Source organism: Paenibacillus sp. FSL F4-0236, assembly GCF_038000135.1.
In the GTDB taxonomy this organism is placed as follows: Bacteria; Bacillota; Bacilli; order Paenibacillales; family Paenibacillaceae; genus Paenibacillus_AQ.
The window spans coordinates 622,472-639,767 of sequence record NZ_JBBOBK010000001.1; the positions used below are offsets into that span (position 1 = coordinate 622,472).

Annotated in this window: 15 protein-coding genes; 13 read left to right on the forward strand and 2 right to left on the reverse strand. The window is 45.7% G+C overall.

Going from position 1 to position 17,296, the window contains the following annotated elements; all coding sequences use genetic code 11:
• The first annotated feature begins 5 nt into the window (after window positions 1–5).
• Window positions 6–1,103, forward strand: coding sequence for a glycosyltransferase family 4 protein (locus tag NSQ29_RS02885; protein ID WP_042191056.1), 1,098 nt, complete (start codon window positions 6–8; stop codon window positions 1,101–1,103).
• A gap of 76 nt (window positions 1,104–1,179) precedes the next feature.
• Here the strand turns inward: NSQ29_RS02885 and NSQ29_RS02890 are convergent, their stop codons facing one another.
• Window positions 1,180–1,854, reverse strand: a complete 675-nt coding sequence (locus NSQ29_RS02890; RefSeq protein ID WP_341124336.1) for an SOS response-associated peptidase — start codon at window positions 1,852–1,854, stop codon at window positions 1,180–1,182.
• Between the two features lie 125 nt (window positions 1,855–1,979).
• Between NSQ29_RS02890 and NSQ29_RS02895 the strand changes: the two genes are divergently transcribed.
• The 6 genes from NSQ29_RS02895 to leuS all read left to right on the forward strand — a co-directional run bounded on the left by NSQ29_RS02895 (window position 1,980) and on the right by leuS (window position 8,984).
• Complete coding sequence (locus tag NSQ29_RS02895; RefSeq protein WP_076299720.1) at window positions 1,980–2,429, forward strand: DUF523 domain-containing protein; 450 nt, start codon at window positions 1,980–1,982, stop codon at window positions 2,427–2,429.
• A 229-nt stretch (window positions 2,430–2,658) separates the two neighbouring features.
• A complete protein-coding gene (locus tag NSQ29_RS02900) occupies window positions 2,659–3,804 on the forward strand; it encodes a cysteine desulfurase family protein (protein ID WP_042191052.1) in 1,146 nt (381 codons plus the stop codon).
• 99 nt (window positions 3,805–3,903) lie between these two features.
• Window positions 3,904–4,425, forward strand: coding sequence for a PRC-barrel domain-containing protein (locus tag NSQ29_RS02905; protein WP_042191050.1), 522 nt, complete (start codon window positions 3,904–3,906; stop codon window positions 4,423–4,425).
• A 14-nt stretch (window positions 4,426–4,439) separates the two neighbouring features.
• Entirely contained in the window at window positions 4,440–4,649 is a 210-nt protein-coding gene (locus tag NSQ29_RS02910) for a hypothetical protein (RefSeq protein ID WP_036677557.1), read from the forward strand.
• Window positions 4,650–4,948: 299 nt separating this feature from the next.
• Window positions 4,949–6,016: an AI-2E family transporter gene (locus NSQ29_RS02915; RefSeq protein WP_042191048.1), complete on the forward strand. Its 1,068-nt coding sequence runs from the start codon at window positions 4,949–4,951 to the stop codon at window positions 6,014–6,016.
• 517 nt (window positions 6,017–6,533) lie between these two features.
• Window positions 6,534–8,984: a leucine--tRNA ligase gene (leuS, locus tag NSQ29_RS02920; RefSeq protein WP_340972342.1), complete on the forward strand. Its 2,451-nt coding sequence runs from the start codon at window positions 6,534–6,536 to the stop codon at window positions 8,982–8,984.
• Window positions 8,985–9,043: 59 nt separating this feature from the next.
• Here leuS and comER read toward each other — a convergent pair whose 3' ends face one another.
• Window positions 9,044–9,895: a late competence protein ComER gene (gene comER / locus NSQ29_RS02925; RefSeq protein ID WP_076284823.1), complete on the reverse strand. Its 852-nt coding sequence runs from the start codon at window positions 9,893–9,895 to the stop codon at window positions 9,044–9,046.
• 186 nt (window positions 9,896–10,081) lie between these two features.
• On the opposite strand from comER, the gene NSQ29_RS02930 reads away from it, so the two are divergent.
• The 6 genes from NSQ29_RS02930 to NSQ29_RS02955 all read left to right on the forward strand — a co-directional run bounded on the left by NSQ29_RS02930 (window position 10,082) and on the right by NSQ29_RS02955 (window position 17,259).
• Window positions 10,082–10,720 carry a helix-hairpin-helix domain-containing protein gene (locus NSQ29_RS02930; protein ID WP_341124337.1) on the forward strand — a complete coding sequence of 213 codons (639 nt, stop codon included), beginning with the start codon at window positions 10,082–10,084 and terminating at the stop codon, window positions 10,718–10,720.
• A gap of 115 nt (window positions 10,721–10,835) precedes the next feature.
• Window positions 10,836–11,354, forward strand: coding sequence for a deoxycytidylate deaminase (locus tag NSQ29_RS02935; protein WP_042191041.1), 519 nt, complete (start codon window positions 10,836–10,838; stop codon window positions 11,352–11,354).
• A 117-nt stretch (window positions 11,355–11,471) separates the two neighbouring features.
• The gene (locus NSQ29_RS02940) at window positions 11,472–14,150 is read left to right on the forward strand and encodes a ComEC/Rec2 family competence protein (RefSeq protein WP_341124338.1); all 2,679 of its coding nucleotides are present in this window, start codon (window positions 11,472–11,474) and stop codon (window positions 14,148–14,150) included.
• Between the two features lie 364 nt (window positions 14,151–14,514).
• Complete coding sequence (locus NSQ29_RS02945; protein ID WP_341124339.1) at window positions 14,515–15,054, forward strand: RNA polymerase sigma factor; 540 nt, start codon at window positions 14,515–14,517, stop codon at window positions 15,052–15,054.
• The gene (locus NSQ29_RS02950; protein ID WP_341124340.1) at window positions 15,051–16,169 is read left to right on the forward strand and encodes a hypothetical protein; all 1,119 of its coding nucleotides are present in this window, start codon (window positions 15,051–15,053) and stop codon (window positions 16,167–16,169) included. The genes NSQ29_RS02945 and NSQ29_RS02950 overlap by 4 nt, the downstream gene beginning before the upstream one ends.
• Window positions 16,170–16,242: 73 nt before the next feature.
• Complete coding sequence (locus NSQ29_RS02955) at window positions 16,243–17,259, forward strand: LacI family DNA-binding transcriptional regulator (RefSeq protein WP_341124341.1); 1,017 nt, start codon at window positions 16,243–16,245, stop codon at window positions 17,257–17,259.
• Window positions 17,260–17,296 lie beyond the last annotated feature (37 nt).

Here is a 17,296-nt window from a genome sequence, read left to right on the forward strand (position 1 = left end):
TCGTAATGAAGATTTTGTTCACCTTCTTCAACCCGAGCGGCGGCATGCAGACCCTGAACCGAGTGCGCTGCCAAGCATTACATGATCGCGGTGTAGAGTGTCATTTGTTGTACACACACCCTGGAAAAGGGCAGCAAAATATCCCTAATATTCAAACCTATATTACCAATAATGATGACGAGATCAGGGGACTGCTCACTCGGGAAGCTTTTGACTTGATTGTAGTGTGTACGGATATTTACTTAGCGGAGAGGTTTAGAGGGTTTGGTTACAAGGGGCCGCTTGTTTTTGAGGTGCAGGGATTGGGGACCTTAGATGAAGCGGAGCAAGTTATTAGTAATTTTAATGAGCGGATTCACAAGCTAACCGATGCACTGCTCTATCCAGAAACCACTCATTTGCAGACGCTTTTTAAAGGTGGATTTCCATCTGTTAGTCAATATTGCTTTGACAATCCGATCGATTGCGATCAGTTTGGATATACCAATTATCCCGCAAAAAGCTTTCCCATCCTCGGCTGGGTGGGACGAATTCAAACGAATAAGAACTGGAGAGAATTTCTACAAATCGGACAACGGCTGCTGGCGATCCATCCCGAGCTTTATTTATGGATTTTTCAGGACGATACTTTGTTTGAGCCGGAGCAAAAAGAGAGCTTCGAACAATTTGTAGCCGAGACAGGGATTTCCTCACGTTTGATTTCGCATTCCAATGTTCCTCACGGGCAAATGGCAGATTATATGAGCATTATTGGTGACTCGGGTGGACTGCTATGTTCAACCTCTATTCTCGAGGGGTTTGGGTACGCAGTAGCCGAGGCGATGTTGTGTCGTTGTCCTGTTCTTACTACGGATTCGGATGGCATTCGGAGACTTGTCATTAATAATCATACTGGAAAAATATACACAAGAGGGCAGCTGGATGAAGCTGTGAATGCTGCTTTATCTTTAATGCATGATCCAGCATTGCGGGACAGAATTAGGATGAATGGCGAATGGCATATCCGAAACAATCTTTCCTCCGGGCTGTATGCGGATAGATTTCTCCAGATGTCTCATCAATTGATGAGACGCCGGTCTAAGATCGAGCGTCGATGGTCTTAACTCTGCGGTTATGCCGCAGGGTTAAGATGTTTTTTTTAATATAAGAATTTATATGCTTACGTTATAAATTATCCTTCTATTTCTGCGCCTCTTCAATTAATTCCTTTGCATCAGTCCTAACATTTCCGACAGCCATGGAAACTGGATAGGCTCGCATTAGTTGTTGATCATACGGTTTCAGGAGCTTTATTAGAGAGGTAGTGTCCTGATTGCCCCGATCCAGCCACTCTGTCTCATCCTCAGGCTTCAAAATAACCGGCATGCGATTATGGATTTCAGCCATAAGCTCGTTCGGAGTAGTCGTTATAATCGTGCAGGTACTTAGTTTATTACCCTCAGGGTCCATCCAAATATCATATAATCCGGCCATAGAGAAAATACCTCCATCGCGCATCACGATCCGCATGGGTTGTTTGCTGCTGCCCTGCACCTTCCATTCGTAGAAGCCGTCAGATGGGATGATGCAGCGGCGTGAGCTTACTAAGCGCTTGAAAGAAGGTTTCTCCAGCAGCGATTCTGCCCGGGCATTGATCATTTTATTGCCGATTTTGTCATCCTTTGCCCATGAAGGAACCAGGCCCCAACGCAGTTCCCCGAGCTTATTGCTGGAACCTGTATTAATGACTGCCGGAATTTGCTGCATGGGCGCGGCGTTATATTTAGGGGCATAGTGGATAATGGTTGAATCATTCGCAAAATATCTGACCATCAACTCTTCCATAGTGACGGTTATTGTATAGCGTCCGCACATTATTTACACTCCCCAGTCAGTAGATTAGAAGTTCACTCCGTTTACAGCTTAATTTCATCATGTTATGCTCGGAATATTTCTTATTATAAACGAAGCGGAATGAATGAAGAAAGAGGTGCTCATTGGTGATTTTGGTAAGCTCTTGTCTAGCTGGCATGAAGGTGAGATATAATGGTACGGATTGTTTGGATGAGAAAATTCAGAAGCTTTTGAATGATAATCAAGCTATTGCTGTGTGTCCAGAGTTGCTGGGAGGATTCTCAACGCCTAGAGAACCAGCCGAAATCATTGGTGGGAATGGCGAGGATGTGCTGGCAGGGACGGCTAAAGTAGTGGATCGATCAGGTACAGATGTTACAGATATGTATTTAAAGGGTGCTTATATCACGCTTGCAAAAGCCCAAGAGGTATCAGCTACGATGGTAGTGCTTAAAGAAAACAGTCCTTCTTGCGGCAGCAGTATGATTTATAATGGGGAATTCAAAGGGAAGAAAATAGCCGGAAATGGCGTTACTACAGCTTTACTTAGAAAAAATGGCATTGAGGTAACCTCTGAAGAGAACTGGCTACTATAATCCTAGCTTCATAGGGAAATGATTACAATATTGTGTTCTTTCGCTTGTGGAAAACTCACTTCTCGCGCGGTATAATTTAATAGTTCCAAGTATAAACGCCTTCGGCGTCCTTTTTAGGACATTTAGCGTTTAAGCGAGAAATATAAGGATAATGTATAATGTGAAACTTATACCTTCTTATATTTTTAGAAGAACTAGTTTCCTATACTCTAGAAGCGGAGAAATGAATATGAAATCCATCTATTTGGACCACGCCGCATCAACCCCGGTTCATCCCGAGGTGGCTAAGGTCATGCTGAATATAATGACAGAACAATACGGAAATGCATCGAGTGTACATCAGTTCGGGCGTTCAGCTAAAAGAATATTGAACGGGGCGCGCGATAATATCGCCGCCTTTTTGGGCTGTTCACCTGACGAGTGGGTGTTCACTGGAGGCGGCACCGAGAGCGACAATTTAGCGCTCTATGGAGCAGCAGCTGCAGTTTCCCATAAAGGAAAACATATTATCACCACCCAGATCGAGCATCATGCAGTGTTACATACCTGCGAAGAGCTAGAGAAGGAAGGCTTCAAAGTTACCTATCTCCCTGTGGATTCGACGGGCAGGGTATCTGTTACAGACGTAGAGGCTGCATTGCAGGAAGACACGGTGTTGATCAGCGTAATGTATGCCAATAATGAAGTCGGCACCGTTCAGCCTATCCAGGAGATTGGTCAGCTTGCTAGAGAACGGGGAATTCTGTTCCATGTAGATGCTGTACAAGCTCTAGGTGCACTCCCTATTACACTCCGAGAGCTTCCAGTAGATTACATGAGCTTTACTGCTCATAAGATCAATGGGCCTCAAGGGATCGGTGGTTTATACGTTCGAAGCGGAGCGCCACTGCATCCAAGACTTCATGGCGGCCTTCAGGAGCGCGGCAGACGTGCCGGAACAGAGAATCTAGCCGGAGCAGCTGGGTTTGCCAAAGCCGTTGAAATAGCGGTTAAGGGGCTGTCAGAACGTCAACAGAATATGAAGCTCCTACGCAGTAGACTGCTCGAGGAGCTGGATACTCTGATTGGACGGGAGCGTTACTCGCTTAACGGTAATACCGAGGAGTTTTTGCCTAGTATTCTGAATTTGAGCTTCCCAGGGGCTGGGACAGATGTTATGCTGATGAACCTGGATATGGAGGGGATTGCGGCAGCAAGTGGTTCGGCTTGCACCTCAGGATCCCTGGAAATATCTCATGTTCTGAAAGCAATGGGACTTCCCCAAAATATTTTAGAGTCTGCGATTCGATTTAGTATCGGTTTGGGTAATACTACTGAAGAAATCGAGTACGTTGCTCGAAAAGTTGAAACCATTTTGAATCGCCTACGTAAATGAGACTAGTTACTCTAGGTTTCGATCTGTATCGGGGCGATTCGGGCTTTTGGCTTTCTGAGAACTCGTAAGTACACTCAAAGTGAGGGGACCGAGGCAGCCATGAGACTACAAGATCTGATCGGCTTGGCTGTATTTGAAGTTGAAGAGGGGAATGAAATCGGCAAGATTGTCGATATTCTACTCGATTCAAACTGGAATATTACGGGTATTGAACTGGAAAGCAAATCTTTTTTTGGTGGCCATGTGAAATTTGTGGCATGGAAAGATATTGTGGCCTACGGCGAGGATGCTGTCATGATTCGTAGTAAAGAGTCGATTGATAAGACAGATGCCGATCATATACCTTGTACTTTTCTATTAGGAAAGAACAAACTTAAGGATTTGAAAGTACTGACTACAACTGGAACTATACTTGGACGAATATCGGATGTTTATTTTGACCAAAAGTTGGGAAACACAATAGGAGCGCTGGAAATCAGTGACGGGCTTGTGACTGATTTGATCGAAGGCCGCAAATGGCTGCCTTGTTCTGATGAGATGTCCATTGGTGAGAATGCTTTAATGGTTCCTGCAATGAGCGAAGAACGGCTACAAAAAGCCATTAATATTGTTAACGGATAGGTGGAATGTATTATATGAAGTGTCCAAATTGTAACTCCAAAGATATCGGAAAGATTGGTTCCCACCAGTTCTATTGCTGGGGCTGTTTCATTGAATTGACGGTAAACGGCGAGAAAATGTCGGTGTATCAAGTTGAAGAAGATGGCACACTCAGCTCGCTGGACGATCTCTTCTCCGGGGATGATATGACTCAGGATTTCCCGCAAATTCATGCGTCGTCTTAACTATGAATCTTGCTTTGTAAGCAAGAATGATCTATGTACTTAAAGCGTCAATCTCCTTTCAGTTGAAATCAGCTGCAGGGTTATTGGCGCTTTTTTTGGGGCTCCCCGCAAAGTACCTGATTCAGCATCGAAGCAAAAGCCTCGCTTTGTGGGGTTATTTTGGGGGTTCCCCGCAAAGCATCGAAGCACAGGCCTCACTTTGTGGGGTTATTTTGTGTGCTTGATGGTTATTTTGCTGCGGCCATACATATACTTATTTACGAAGCTAGTCCAGGCTACAGTCGCAGGAGGGTACACTCATGGAGCAATGGTCCCAAAGTAAGTGGTTCCGCTGGATGATCGGAGTGCTGCTCTCCCTGATCATTTTGTATTTTGTTTGGTTGCTTCGTCCGATGCTGCAGGGGATATTTGTATTTTTGAAGGCAATCCTCGCTCCATTTCTGGCAGCTATGATTATTTCCTACGTATTGAATCCCGTCGTTAGTATGCTGGCCGGACGGAAGATGCCGCGTAGTGTAGCTGTTCTACTAATATATGCAGTATTCCTAACGGCGATTGCAGTGATCGCAATTAACCTTATCCCAATGTTTATCGAGCAGCTTGAAGAGTTGAATGAACATTTGCCAGAGATGACGCTGCAAGCCCAAGGGCTGATGCGACATATGAATTCTAGACTAATCCCGCCCGGGGTCGAGATGGGGATGAACAACTGGTTTTTCCAATTGGAAAGTCGTCTCGCCGAAGGGATTTCTAATTTTCTCGATAATATAGGGACAACGATTAATGTGCTATTCAATGCTTTCATCGTACCGTTTCTAGTGTTCTATATTCTGAAGGATTTTGATGTGTTTGAGCGGACGGTGGTGTCTTGTCTGCCCCGCGCACGCCGTAAGTCTATTGTAACTTTGTTAAAAGATATCGATGATGCACTCGGCAACTACATTCGTGGACAGTTTCTGGTCTGCATTATTATAGGTGTGCTTGCTTATATCGGTTATGCCATCATCGGAATGCCGTATGCTTTACTGTTTGCGAGTGTTGTGGCAGTGTTCAATATTGTTCCGTATATGGGTCCCTTTTTGGGGGCTGCACCAGCCATTGTAATGGCTTCGACTGTTTCTTTTCGTTTAGTGCTGTTGGTTGCAGTGGTTAACACAGTGTGCCAAATCGTGGAAAGTAACATTATTTCACCACAGGTGGTGGGAAAGAAGCTGCATTTGCATCCGCTGCTCATTATTTTTGCGCTTCTGGTTGGCGGTGAATTGGCGGGAATGATCGGACTTATCCTTGCTGTACCGTTCTTCGCGGCTGCAAAAGTCGTTATTCAACACTTTATGACGTATTTAATCAAACGAAAGCCCGTGTAAATAGGGTAAAACATTGACTATAGTCAACAGTTTTGTATATAATGTTGGGGAATATTACTGATGAACAGTCGGTATATATAGTTGATCGATGATGAGGAGTATTAATTCTATACCGTTATTGCAGAGAGCCGGCACTAAGGTGCGAGCCGGTTAACGGAACGGAGTGAACTCACCTCGGAGTAACGGCGCAAGTTTCAGGATATCCACTAGACATAATGGATGTCCTAGGTGAACCGCCGTCGCCTCACCCCCGCTAAAGGGTGCAAAGTGAGTGGCAGAATAAAGTATATTCAGCCGCTAACTAGGGTGGTACCACGGGAATTATAACCTCTCGTCCCTAGCGATAATACGCTAGGGATGGGAGGTTTTTTTGTAAATATAAGAGGGTATAGGTTTCACGAAATACTTCATGTCTTATATTTCTCGCATAAACGCTTGTCGTCCTTATAAGGATGCCGATGGCAGTTTATGCTTGGTTAAGAAATCTAAGTAGTAACACTCCAAGGAGGAGCAGACAATGAGCGACAATCAAACAAACAGTATACCTGCCGGCGGTTACCGGGCGCAGGCTATTGAGCCCAAGTGGCAAAAGTTCTGGGATGAGAACAAAAGTTTTAAGACAGGTGAAGATCCAACCAAACCGAATTTCTATGCACTGGATATGTTCCCGTACCCTTCAGGTGCAGGACTGCACGTAGGTCATCCAGAAGGCTACACAGCAACGGATATCGTATCCCGTTACAAACGGATGCGTGGTTTTAACGTGCTGCACCCAATGGGCTGGGATGCTTTTGGACTTCCTGCAGAGCAGTATGCAATGGATACAGGTCAGCATCCACGTGATTTTACAGATAAGAACATCGATAATTTCCGTCGTCAGATCAAATCGCTGGGTTTCTCCTACGACTGGGATCGCGAGATCAGCACTACAGATCCAGATTATTACAAATGGACGCAGTGGATTTTCATCCAGTTGTACAACAAAGGCTTGGCTTATGTAGCAGAAGTACCTGTTAACTGGTGTGAAGCCTTGGGTACAGTGCTTGCCAACGAAGAAGTTATCGATGGTAAAAGTGAGCGCGGAGGACATCCGGTTGTTCGCAAACCGATGCGTCAGTGGATTCTGAGAATTACTGAGTACGCTGAGCGTCTGCTTGAAGATCTGGAAGAGCTGGATTGGTCTGAGAGCATCAAGGATATGCAGCGTAACTGGATCGGCAAATCCACAGGTGCAGAAGTGAACTTTGAAATTGAAGGTCACGACGCTAGCCTGACAGTGTTTACAACACGTCCAGATACATTGTTCGGAGCAAGCTACTGCGTATTGGCACCAGAGCATGAATTGGTTGATGTTATTACAACAGAAGCACAACGTGCAGCGATTGCAGAATATCGTGTGAAAGCTTCTCATAAGAGTGATCTGGAGCGTACAGATTTGGCTAAAGAAAAGAGCGGTGTATTCACGGGTGCGTATGCAATTAATCCTGTGAATGGCGCCAAGGCACCGATCTGGATAGCAGATTATGTACTTGCCGGATATGGAACGGGTGCGATCATGGCGGTTCCAGGTCACGATACGCGCGACTGGGAATTTGCTAAACAATTCGGCCTGAATATCGTGGAAGTCGTACAAGGTGGCAACGTTGAAGAAGAGGCGTATTCCGGAGACGGACCGCATGTCAATTCTGATTTCTTGAATGGACTTAAGAATGAAGAAGCGATTGCGAAGATGATTGCTTGGCTGGAAGAGAAGGGCGTAGGTAAAGGTAAAGTAACCTATCGTCTGCGTGATTGGCTGTTCAGCCGTCAACGCTACTGGGGAGAGCCGATTCCAATTCTGCATTTGGAAGACGGTACAATGAAGACTGTTCCGGTTGATCAGCTGCCGCTGGTACTGCCTGATGTAGATGCGATTAAACCATCGGGTACTGGGGAGTCTCCACTTGCGAATGTAACAGAGTGGGTGGAAACGATCGATCCTGAGACTGGTATGAAGGCTCGCCGTGAAACCAACACCATGCCGCAATGGGCGGGCAGCTGCTGGTACTACCTGCGTTATATTGATCCGAAAAACGATCAAGAGCTGTGCTCCCCTGAGAAGCAAAAAGCATGGCTTCCAGTGGATCTGTACATTGGCGGAGCGGAGCATGCCGTACTTCACTTGCTCTATGCACGTTTCTGGCACAAGGTGCTTTATGATATCGGCGTAGTGGAAACGAAAGAACCGTTCCATAAGCTGGTTAACCAAGGCATGATTCTTGGAAATAATAATGAAAAAATGAGTAAATCACGCGGAAATGTCATCAACCCAGATGAAATTGTTGAAGCTTTCGGTGCAGATACACTGCGTGTCTATGAAATGTTTATGGGCCCTCTGGAAGCAACCAAACCTTGGAATGAAAAGGGTGTTGAAGGGGTTCACCGGTTCTTGTCCCGTGTATGGCGCCTGTTCGTGAATGAGGAAGGTAAGCTCAATGCTAAAATCACAGCAGATGGCGGTACGGAAGAGTTCAAACGTACTTGGCACAAAACGATTAAGAAAGTCACTGAGGATTTCGAACATCTGCGTTTCAATACGGCGATTAGCCAGTTGATGATTTTCATTAACGATGCCTACAAGCAAGAAACCTTGTCCCATGAAGCTGCCGAACACTTTGTGCAAATGTTGTCACCACTGGCGCCGCATATTGCTGAAGAGCTGTGGCAACTGCTTGGTCATGAAGGAAGCATCAGCTACGTGGCTTGGCCAACTTATGATGAAGCATGGACAGTCGATGCTGAGGTTGAAATCGTTATTCAAGTTAATGGTAAAATCGTACAACGCGCCCTGATTCCGCTGGATATGGGTCAGGAAGAAATGCAAGCTCATGCGCTGTCACTTCCTAATGTGAGTGCAGCTGTAGAAGGTAAAACCGTACGCAAGATTATTGCGGTTCCTGGCAAACTTGTAAATATTGTAGTGGGTTAAGCGAAGAACGCAATTCTGCCCGCAGCATCGGAGAAATCCGTGCTGCGGGCTTTGTTGTTCTAACGTTCTTTAGGACCCTGATTAATAGTGTCGTGTCCGAATAGCTCATCAAGCTTAATAACATCCTCATCATATTTATCATGCGTTGTCGTGATGAGGCGTTCAAATACACCATCTAGACTGGTACGTAAGTGGTTTAACGCTTCTGCGGTAATGCCACCGCGAACAGCGACCCGTTCTTGAAGCTCTTGCGGGGTAAACTCCCCTTCTGTCAGTAATTTGCCTGTTCCAAGCAGCATTTCACCAGCGAGTCGGCTGATTAATGTCTCTTCAATTCCAGTGGCCTCAACGGCTGCTTCTATCCAGCGCTCAATGAAATAGCTTAAGAACGCAGGTCCACAGCTGGAGAAATCAGAAGCGATTCGGGTATGTGCTTCTTGGATTTCTAAGGGAACACCTATGAAAGACAATAGCTGTAGCAGTACAAGCCTGTCTTCTTTATTAAGCCTGCTGCCAAATATGCACAGTGAAGTCCCACTCTTGACGCAGTGCGTAATGCTTGGGATGATCTTGGCAATTTTGGACGGCAAAGCGGATTCCAGATGATGCAATTGAACTGGACTTGTAATGGATACGACAATTTGCTCACTCCGGAGACATGAGCCGATCTCATCTGTTAATGTTTTAAATTCAAGTGGCTTTACGCATAAAAAAACGATATCACTTCCTAACGCTGTCTCCCTATTGCTTCCGCAAATGGAAATGCCGGGGTGACGCTTCTCAAGCTCCAGCAGCTTATTCAGGCTGCGGTTGCTGGCAAGCACATCACACGGTTCTAGCGCTCCGGAAGAAAGAAAGGCGTCGATCAGCAGGCTGCCCATGCTGCCTGTTCCGATAAATCCTACTTTCACCTGTGGTTCCTCCTTTCTAGCATTGCTTTTTACTAACTGACATGAATTCTCTTCGTTATATGTATGCAGGATAGCCTTGGACAAATGACAGGTTTTGTATGAATTATTAAAGGGAATTCCAATTAAAGGAATGTATGAAGATTCACAAAAAAGTATAGGACGAATTTTCGTGGGGGGGAGCGCATTTTGAATAAAGGGAATATAGTGCTCGGAGTGGTTGTAGCTCTACTGGGTGGTGGGTTGCTATGGTCTGCAGGGAACAAGGGGGATTCCGGCATTGCCGGATGGGAAACCTTGAATGGAAGCATGGAACAAGCGATTGGAGTCGCTGAGCCAGATGAAGCTTCGGCTACAGAGGGCAAAGTGGGAGGCCAACAGACGAAGGTAGATAAGCAAAGTGCTGGGAAAGTTACAGTGGGAGCCGAAGCTACTGGGAAGACTGATGCTTCTGGGAAAAATGATAGTGCTGGAAAGGCTGAAGTTAGTGATAAGTCTGATGCTGCTCAGAAGGTGAAGGATACTGCACAAGTAGATCATACTGTCCCGACTCCAGTAGATGAAAAAGGGACAACAGTTACTGGAGAGAATGCTTTGGAGGCGCTTGAAGTTACCACGTCAGTCGTTTCACAGGATGGTAAAATAAATGTGAACACTGCGGGTGCTAAGGAGCTGATGGATCTTCCGGGCATCGGAGAGAAGAAGGCCCAGACTATAATCGAATACCGCAACCGTGAAGGGGCTTTTCGTAGTCTGTCAGATTTGGGGAAGGTGAAGGGGATCGGGCCCAAAATGCTTGAAAAGCTAAAGCCTTTAGTAATATTTTGAAGATAAAAGGGTATTGAAGGTACTGTTGAATGTGCTACAACCGTTGTCCTAGTGAATACTTGCGGGGATGTGCTACAATAGTTAACAACTATTTAGAAGGATATGGAGATTGATTATGACTGCTGCTTATCGTAAAGACTGGGATACTTATTTCATGGACATTGCCTGCATGGTCTCAACTCGTTCACGCTGTAATCGCCGACATGTGGGTGCTGTGCTGGTACAAGGCAAGAAGTTGCTAGGAACAGCGTACAACGGGGCGCCAATGGGCGTACCTGATTGTTCAGAGGCAGGCTGTATGCTCTCGGAGCAATATGAAATGGAAATCGTGGATGGCGTAGAGACAATGGTGAAGAAACAGCGCTGTATTCGCACGATTCATGCGGAACAGAATCTTTTGCTATTTACAGACCGAATCGATCGGGAAGGCAGTACCGTCTATGTGACAGATGAGCCTTGCTGGACCTGCGCCAATATGCTGGCGAACAGCGGTATCGTGGAAATCGTGTATTACCGACCTTACCGTAAGGATATGGAAAAGGTTGAAGCGATGATGGCTGCCAAGGGTATCATATTTCGTCAATTGGAGAACTATGAGCCGCCAAGTGAAACGATGATCAAAGTATCGGAATAGCTGATCTGTATAACACCAATTTAATAAGATGGCTTGAGGAAGAACCTCTCGTGCGCTTTTATGGCGTATGCAGAGGTTCTTTTTTTGTATCCAGTATTGTGAAAGGGGGATGGGCACGTGAAGGAAAGACCCTTGTTAAGCTTTACAGTATGTTGGGTGGCTGGAAGCGCAGCGGCTTGCTTAAGCTCAGTGAACGGACTGCTGTTAGCATGGGCTGGATTAATACTTTTATTGGTGAGTCTGAGGGTGTGGGGAACAGTAAGTTGGAAATACATAGCCGTGTTGTGTTTATCCATTTCTTTAGCGGCTGGATATTGGGAGTGGAACGAAGCTCGCAATATTAGCGGAATGCCTGAAGCGCTGGGTAGCACGATTGCAGAGCTGAATGGGAGCCCCGTGGAAGCTAGAGGCACGATCATTTCTGTCGTGGAACGGGATGGGGATCGGGTTGATTTTACAATGAAGCTCTCATTTATGAACTTGCTTGCAGAAGGGGATGAAAAAGCATCTGATCCTGTGGAAGAGCAGGGTGAAAAGGTGGAGGGTGAGTTAATAGCGGTGCAGATCAAACTTCTGGCTGAGCAAGAAATTGCTGTCGCTGCGGAGTGGCGAAGAGGGGATGAGGTGCTGCTTAATGGCGTGCTGGAAGAGCCGGCAGTAGCGCGTAATTTTGGAGGCTTCGATTATCGTGCTTATTTACATACGAAGAAGATTCATTGGCTATTGAAGGGGCAGGGAGCGGAAAATATAAGGGTAACCGTGCCAGATTCATGGAGTCCGTTAACGATTTTTCGCATAAATGACAGCGCGCGAACGGCCCTTGGGGCGGAGCTGGACCATCTTTTTCAAGGACGCCACTCTGGGTACATGAAGGGCTTAATCATTGGGATGCAGGATGATCTCGATCCGGATACCTTTAAGCAGTTCTCCCAGCTCGGTTTGACGCATATTCTCGCTATTTCAGGTATGCATGTAGCGGTGTATGTAGGCGTTCTTTTATTTCTGTTCAGACGCTTACGCTTGACAAAAGAGACCGCACTAACGCTCACTTTCATACTCGTTCCGGTATACGTCCTCTTGTCTGGTACGGGTCCGTCCATTGTGCGTGCGGGGCTGATGAGTATGATTGCCTTGCTCGCTGCAAGAGTTGGAATGTTGAAGGATGGACTGAATATTTTGGCGGCATCGGCACTGGTTATGTTGATCTGGAATCCTTATATGCTGCTCAGTGTCAGCTTCCAGCTGTCTTTTCTGGTGACCCTGGGTTTGATGGTCTACGTTCCGCTTATGAATCCTCTTTTGAGCATACTGCCACGCTGGCTTAAAGGTGCGGTCTCGGTGACGTTAGTGGCCCAAATAGTTTCTTTCCCGCTCACGATTTATTATTTTAATCAGTTTTCGCTACTGTCCTTTGTCGCCAATTTGGTCTTTGTACCTTTTATTACCTTTGTAGTATTGCCGCTAGGGACGTTTGCGCTACTGCTTGGACGCCTGTGGGAAGATGCTGCAAAAGTACTGGCACATGTTACGGAGATGCTGAACAACTTTACTTTTTACGCTGTGGAGTGGATCAACGAATTTACTGGTGGAGTACTGATTTGGGGCTCGCCTTCACTGCTGTGGATCGGGGTATACTATGTTTTGTTGTATGGTCTGCTGTATGTTGCCAAGCTAAGAAAGGAAGCTCGTTCTGCACCGCAATATATGGAGGATGAGACTAGACCATTAGCGGAGGCTGGTTTATCTGTGAACAGTCACGGTGGGTTTGGAAGAGTGGGGAATGCACAGCTTGCTGTTGGTGCTTCTAAGGTTGGACGCTGGAGCGGAGCGATTGTTCTACTATTGGCGGTTGGACTGGGGATGTTGCTGTATAGGGGTTATCAGTCGGATGGTCAAGCAGGTAGAAGTACAATTAGTTATCTGGATATCGGACAAGGCGACAGCATTCTCATCACTTCACCGAGCGGAGCACATATTCTAGTGGACGGTGGTGGAACCATAAACTTTGGTCAAAAAGAAGAGTGGCGCGTTCGCCGAAGTCCGTTCGAGGTTGGCGCTAAAGTGCTGGCGCCTCTGCTGAAAAAACGTGGTATCCACCGTTTAGATGCGATTATTTTGACACATGGAGATCAAGATCATGCCGGAGGACTCCAAGCCGTGTTGGAAGAAATTCCAGTTTCGGCGTTGCTTTTTAATGGAACGTTTGTTGATCGCGAGTTTTATTTGGGAATGATGAGGACTGCACTAGAGAGGGATGTTCAGTTGTATGCTGTGCATCAAGGAATGACTCTTTCCCCGGATGATCAGACGGAGCTGTCCTTTTTATGGCCGGAGGGTAGGGATGGAGAAGCGTCGGGTACTCCTTATCAGAATGGCATTCCTTTACTTGAAGATCAGAACCACGATTCGGTAGCTTTTCGCTTAGAGATGAATGGTAGGAACTTTCTATTCACCGGAGATATGGATCTGGATGCCGAGGAGGAGATTGTAGAGCAGGCTAAGCAAAAGGGGATCAGCGCTGGACCTGTCATTGATGTGCTGAAGGTGGCTCACCATGGGAGCAAGACATCTTCTGGCGAAGCTTGGCTTGACTTCTGGCAGCCTGCAGCAGCGGTGATTTCTGCGGGTGTTAATAATCTGTATGGTCACCCGAAAGCTGAGGTGTTGGAGCGATTGGAAGATCACCATGCATCTATATTCCGGACGGATCAGCAGGGGGAGATACAGATGCGGGTGCGGGCGGAGGGGGTTGAAGTGCGATATAAGTTGGTGGAGGCATTGCATTTTGTGCAATAGAACGCAATCCAAGATAGCTGGATCTTCATTCTACTGTACTTTGTACACTCAAAATGAAGGAAAACGCCTAATTCTCTGAATTTTAATAGTATCTATTGCATGAAGTGCAACAGAATCTCTTTATGGGGTTGGAAAATCAAGTTCTATTGCACGAAATGCAATAGAAAGCTATTTACAGATAAATTCAGCTCTCCCCAATCGGACACGTGAGCACCACTGATGACGTTTAAGCGTTCATCGGTGGTGCTTTTTAATAGACAGATATAGAGATTATGCTGTTAAGTAATATATAACCTAATTATTTATTTTAAAGGGAACTTTTTCAAGTTTGGAAAGTCTTATTAGGCAAGGGGTGAGACGAAACATGCTAAGCGAAGATATGCCATATGCAGAAGCGTATGCGTCCGAGATGACCTTGCGGGAAATGATGGAGGAGTATGGATCGGATGTGTGGAATTATGCTTTTTTCTTAACTAGAAGCCGTGAGCAAGCGAATGATATTAGCCAAGAAGTGTTCTTGAAGGCATATAAAAATGTGGGGAAGTACCGGGGACAATCGTCGATGAAAACTTGGCTACTTACGATTACTAGAAATACAGCCTTTAGTTGGAGCAAAAATAGCTTTTGGCGCAGATTCATACCATTTGGGGATCAACCTGTCACTATAAGTGCTCCGTCTGCGGAAAGAGAAGCGCTTGGCAATCAGTATGCGAACCGAATCTGGGAAATTATTATGACCCTACCAGATAAGAACAGAGAGGTGCTTGTACTGGATATTCAGCATGGACTATCGATCGGCGAAATGTCCGATTTACTGAATGTACCACAAGGGACTGTGAAATCTCGACTCGCGCGAGCGAGGGAGAAGGTTAAGCAAGCCATTCAGAAGGAGGAGAGAGAATGAAAGGCAAAGCTGATAATAGTAATCCAGTGATGATCGGACAGACTGATTGGTATGCACAAGCAGGCAAAAAGCCTTTTATTGAAGAAGGCTTTACACCTGAGCTGATGATTCAGATCGAACAGGCTGCTACGCTTAAAAATAAAAATCACAGACGTTATCGAATAAACAAAAGTGTGCTACTGACCAGTGTGGCTATGATTTTGTTGATAGGTGCACTTAACTTGCCTATAGGCGCATGGAAGAGTCATGGTCCAGTCCAATCTTCATCGGTGCAGTCACAAGCTACAGGGATACTACCTTCTTCTACTCCTGCTACTAATGACAAAGCGTTAGAGCCTCCGACAAGTCCAGCAGAGTTTGAGATTAGCGGTAAGAAATACTACATGCCTTTGCCAATGAGCAGAGATAAGAGCAAAGCATATGCCGTTGAGACAACAGCGGGAATCCTCTGGTCGCCGCCACCCCCGATGGTTGACTACAAGAAGCCAAAGTACACACATCCTACAGAACCGTTCACCCTTTATCTGAGCTCGAAGGACCAGACGGAGCTATCGGCTTCTTCGGCTACTAGGATATATACTTTTCCTCTTTATGCGGGAGGGGCAAGTACCTATCAATATTTGAGTGGTGTTTTTGGAGCAGGAGACTATGTCCTGTTAACTTCCTACAAAAAGACTCTTGGTGTAGGTATGTATGAGGATGGTGAATTTTCGATGCTTAATGTTAAAAAAGCAGCGGCGGGAGAATCTGTGGTTCCCATAGCGCTTGAATCCTTCGAAGATACACTATTAGATTACAAGTCAATCATTGCTGTTGATAAGGAGCATGAGCAGCTCGTACTTAGTTACTTAGAATATGCAGGGGATAAAAAGTACAAAGAGAAAACCGTACTTTATGATATGGAGACCATGAGCATTCCAACATCTGCTACAGCAATTGGTTTTAAAGAGATTAAGGGAGAAACATTAATCATGGATTATAAAGTGGGCGGGGAACAACGTAAAGCGGATATTCTTATGAAAGCTGGATTGGGGTGGCTGGATGAGAATTGGGCTTTTTTATCGGAAGAGCAACAAAATAAGCTTTATATGGATTTTATGAACAACACTCCTTAGTAGATAATTCACCCAATAAAAGCTATACTTTTTGATAAAGTAATTTTCTTTTGAGAAGAGTGGAGCCGAAGCGATGAAGAAGTTAACGATTGATGATGTGGCTCAAAAAGCGGGAGTGTCGAAGAGTACGGTCTCCCAATTTTTGAACAAACGTTTTAAATATATGAGTGAAGCGACGAAGAATCGGATTGAGGCTGTGATTGAGGAGCTCAATTATCAACCGAATGGACTTGCGCGCAGTCTGAAACAGAATCGGACGCATATGGTCGGAATCATCGTTGCTAATATCGATTATTCGCTGTCTATTCAATGTATCCGGGCGATCGAGAACGAGCTGCAGCAACACGGAATCCAAGTAATCATATGCAATGCCGATGAGAATGCGGAAAAAGAAAGCAAGTACGTCGAAACCTTAGTTGCCCGCCAGGTGGACGGTTTGATAATTTTTCCGACGGGGAACAATCCATCTGCATACAGCCGGCTAATAGAGGCGGATTTTCCGTTAGTGTTTATGGATCGTCTGGTAGATGGAATCACTACGCAGAGCTTGCTGCTCGACAATGAAATGGCGGCCAAGATAGGTGTGGGACAGCTTACACAGCAAGGTCATGAGCGAATTGCTCTGGTCACCCTGCCGCTAGGGGAACATGCGATTACCCCGCGTAAAGAGCGGATCAGTGGTTATAAAAAGGCGATGGAAGAAGCGGACCTAACGCTGCGTGAGGAGTATATCTGTAGTGTGCCAAAAGAAGAATTAGCTACAGGACTGAAGCGCCTTTTAGCGTTGCCGGACCCTCCGACAGCGCTATTGGCTACGAATGATATCACGCTAGCAGAGATTTTGAAATATGCGAATCGAAATGCCATTGCTATTCCGGAACAATTGTCTGTCATCGGTATAGATGATGCGGAGTTCGCGCAAATTTATAATCCGGTCATTACAACAATTCGTCAGCCTGCTTACGAAATGGGTATGCAAGCTGCTAAGATTATACTCTCTTGTATCGAGGATAAAGGCGCTTCTGTTCCTATCACTTATCGTTTTCCGCCGACCTTGCAACAAGGACAGTCCGTAAAGTCTTATAAATAAGCATAGGCTATAAAAATACAAAGAAATGCCGTTCCAC

What these genes read in the sequence shown, in the direction of transcription:
- NSQ29_RS02905 (WP_042191050.1), top strand. Translation starts at nt 3,904, where the DNA reads ATGAGACTACAAGATCTGATCGGCTTGGCTGTATTTGAAGTTGAAGAG.
- NSQ29_RS02935 (WP_042191041.1), top strand. Translation starts at nt 10,836, where the DNA reads ATGACTGCTGCTTATCGTAAAGACTGGGATACTTATTTCATGGACATT.
- NSQ29_RS02885 (WP_042191056.1), top strand. Translation starts at nt 6, where the DNA reads ATGAAGATTTTGTTCACCTTCTTCAACCCGAGCGGCGGCATGCAGACC.
- leuS (WP_340972342.1), top strand. Translation starts at nt 6,534, where the DNA reads ATGAGCGACAATCAAACAAACAGTATACCTGCCGGCGGTTACCGGGCG.
- NSQ29_RS02950 (WP_341124340.1), top strand. Translation starts at nt 15,051, where the DNA reads ATGAAAGGCAAAGCTGATAATAGTAATCCAGTGATGATCGGACAGACT.
- NSQ29_RS02890 (WP_341124336.1), bottom strand. Translation starts at nt 1,854, where the DNA reads ATGTGCGGACGCTATACAATAACCGTCACTATGGAAGAGTTGATGGTC.
- NSQ29_RS02915 (WP_042191048.1), top strand. Translation starts at nt 4,949, where the DNA reads ATGGAGCAATGGTCCCAAAGTAAGTGGTTCCGCTGGATGATCGGAGTG.
- NSQ29_RS02910 (WP_036677557.1), top strand. Translation starts at nt 4,440, where the DNA reads ATGAAGTGTCCAAATTGTAACTCCAAAGATATCGGAAAGATTGGTTCC.
- NSQ29_RS02945 (WP_341124339.1), top strand. Translation starts at nt 14,515, where the DNA reads ATGCTAAGCGAAGATATGCCATATGCAGAAGCGTATGCGTCCGAGATG.
- NSQ29_RS02955 (WP_341124341.1), top strand. Translation starts at nt 16,243, where the DNA reads ATGAAGAAGTTAACGATTGATGATGTGGCTCAAAAAGCGGGAGTGTCG.
- NSQ29_RS02900 (WP_042191052.1), top strand. Translation starts at nt 2,659, where the DNA reads ATGAAATCCATCTATTTGGACCACGCCGCATCAACCCCGGTTCATCCC.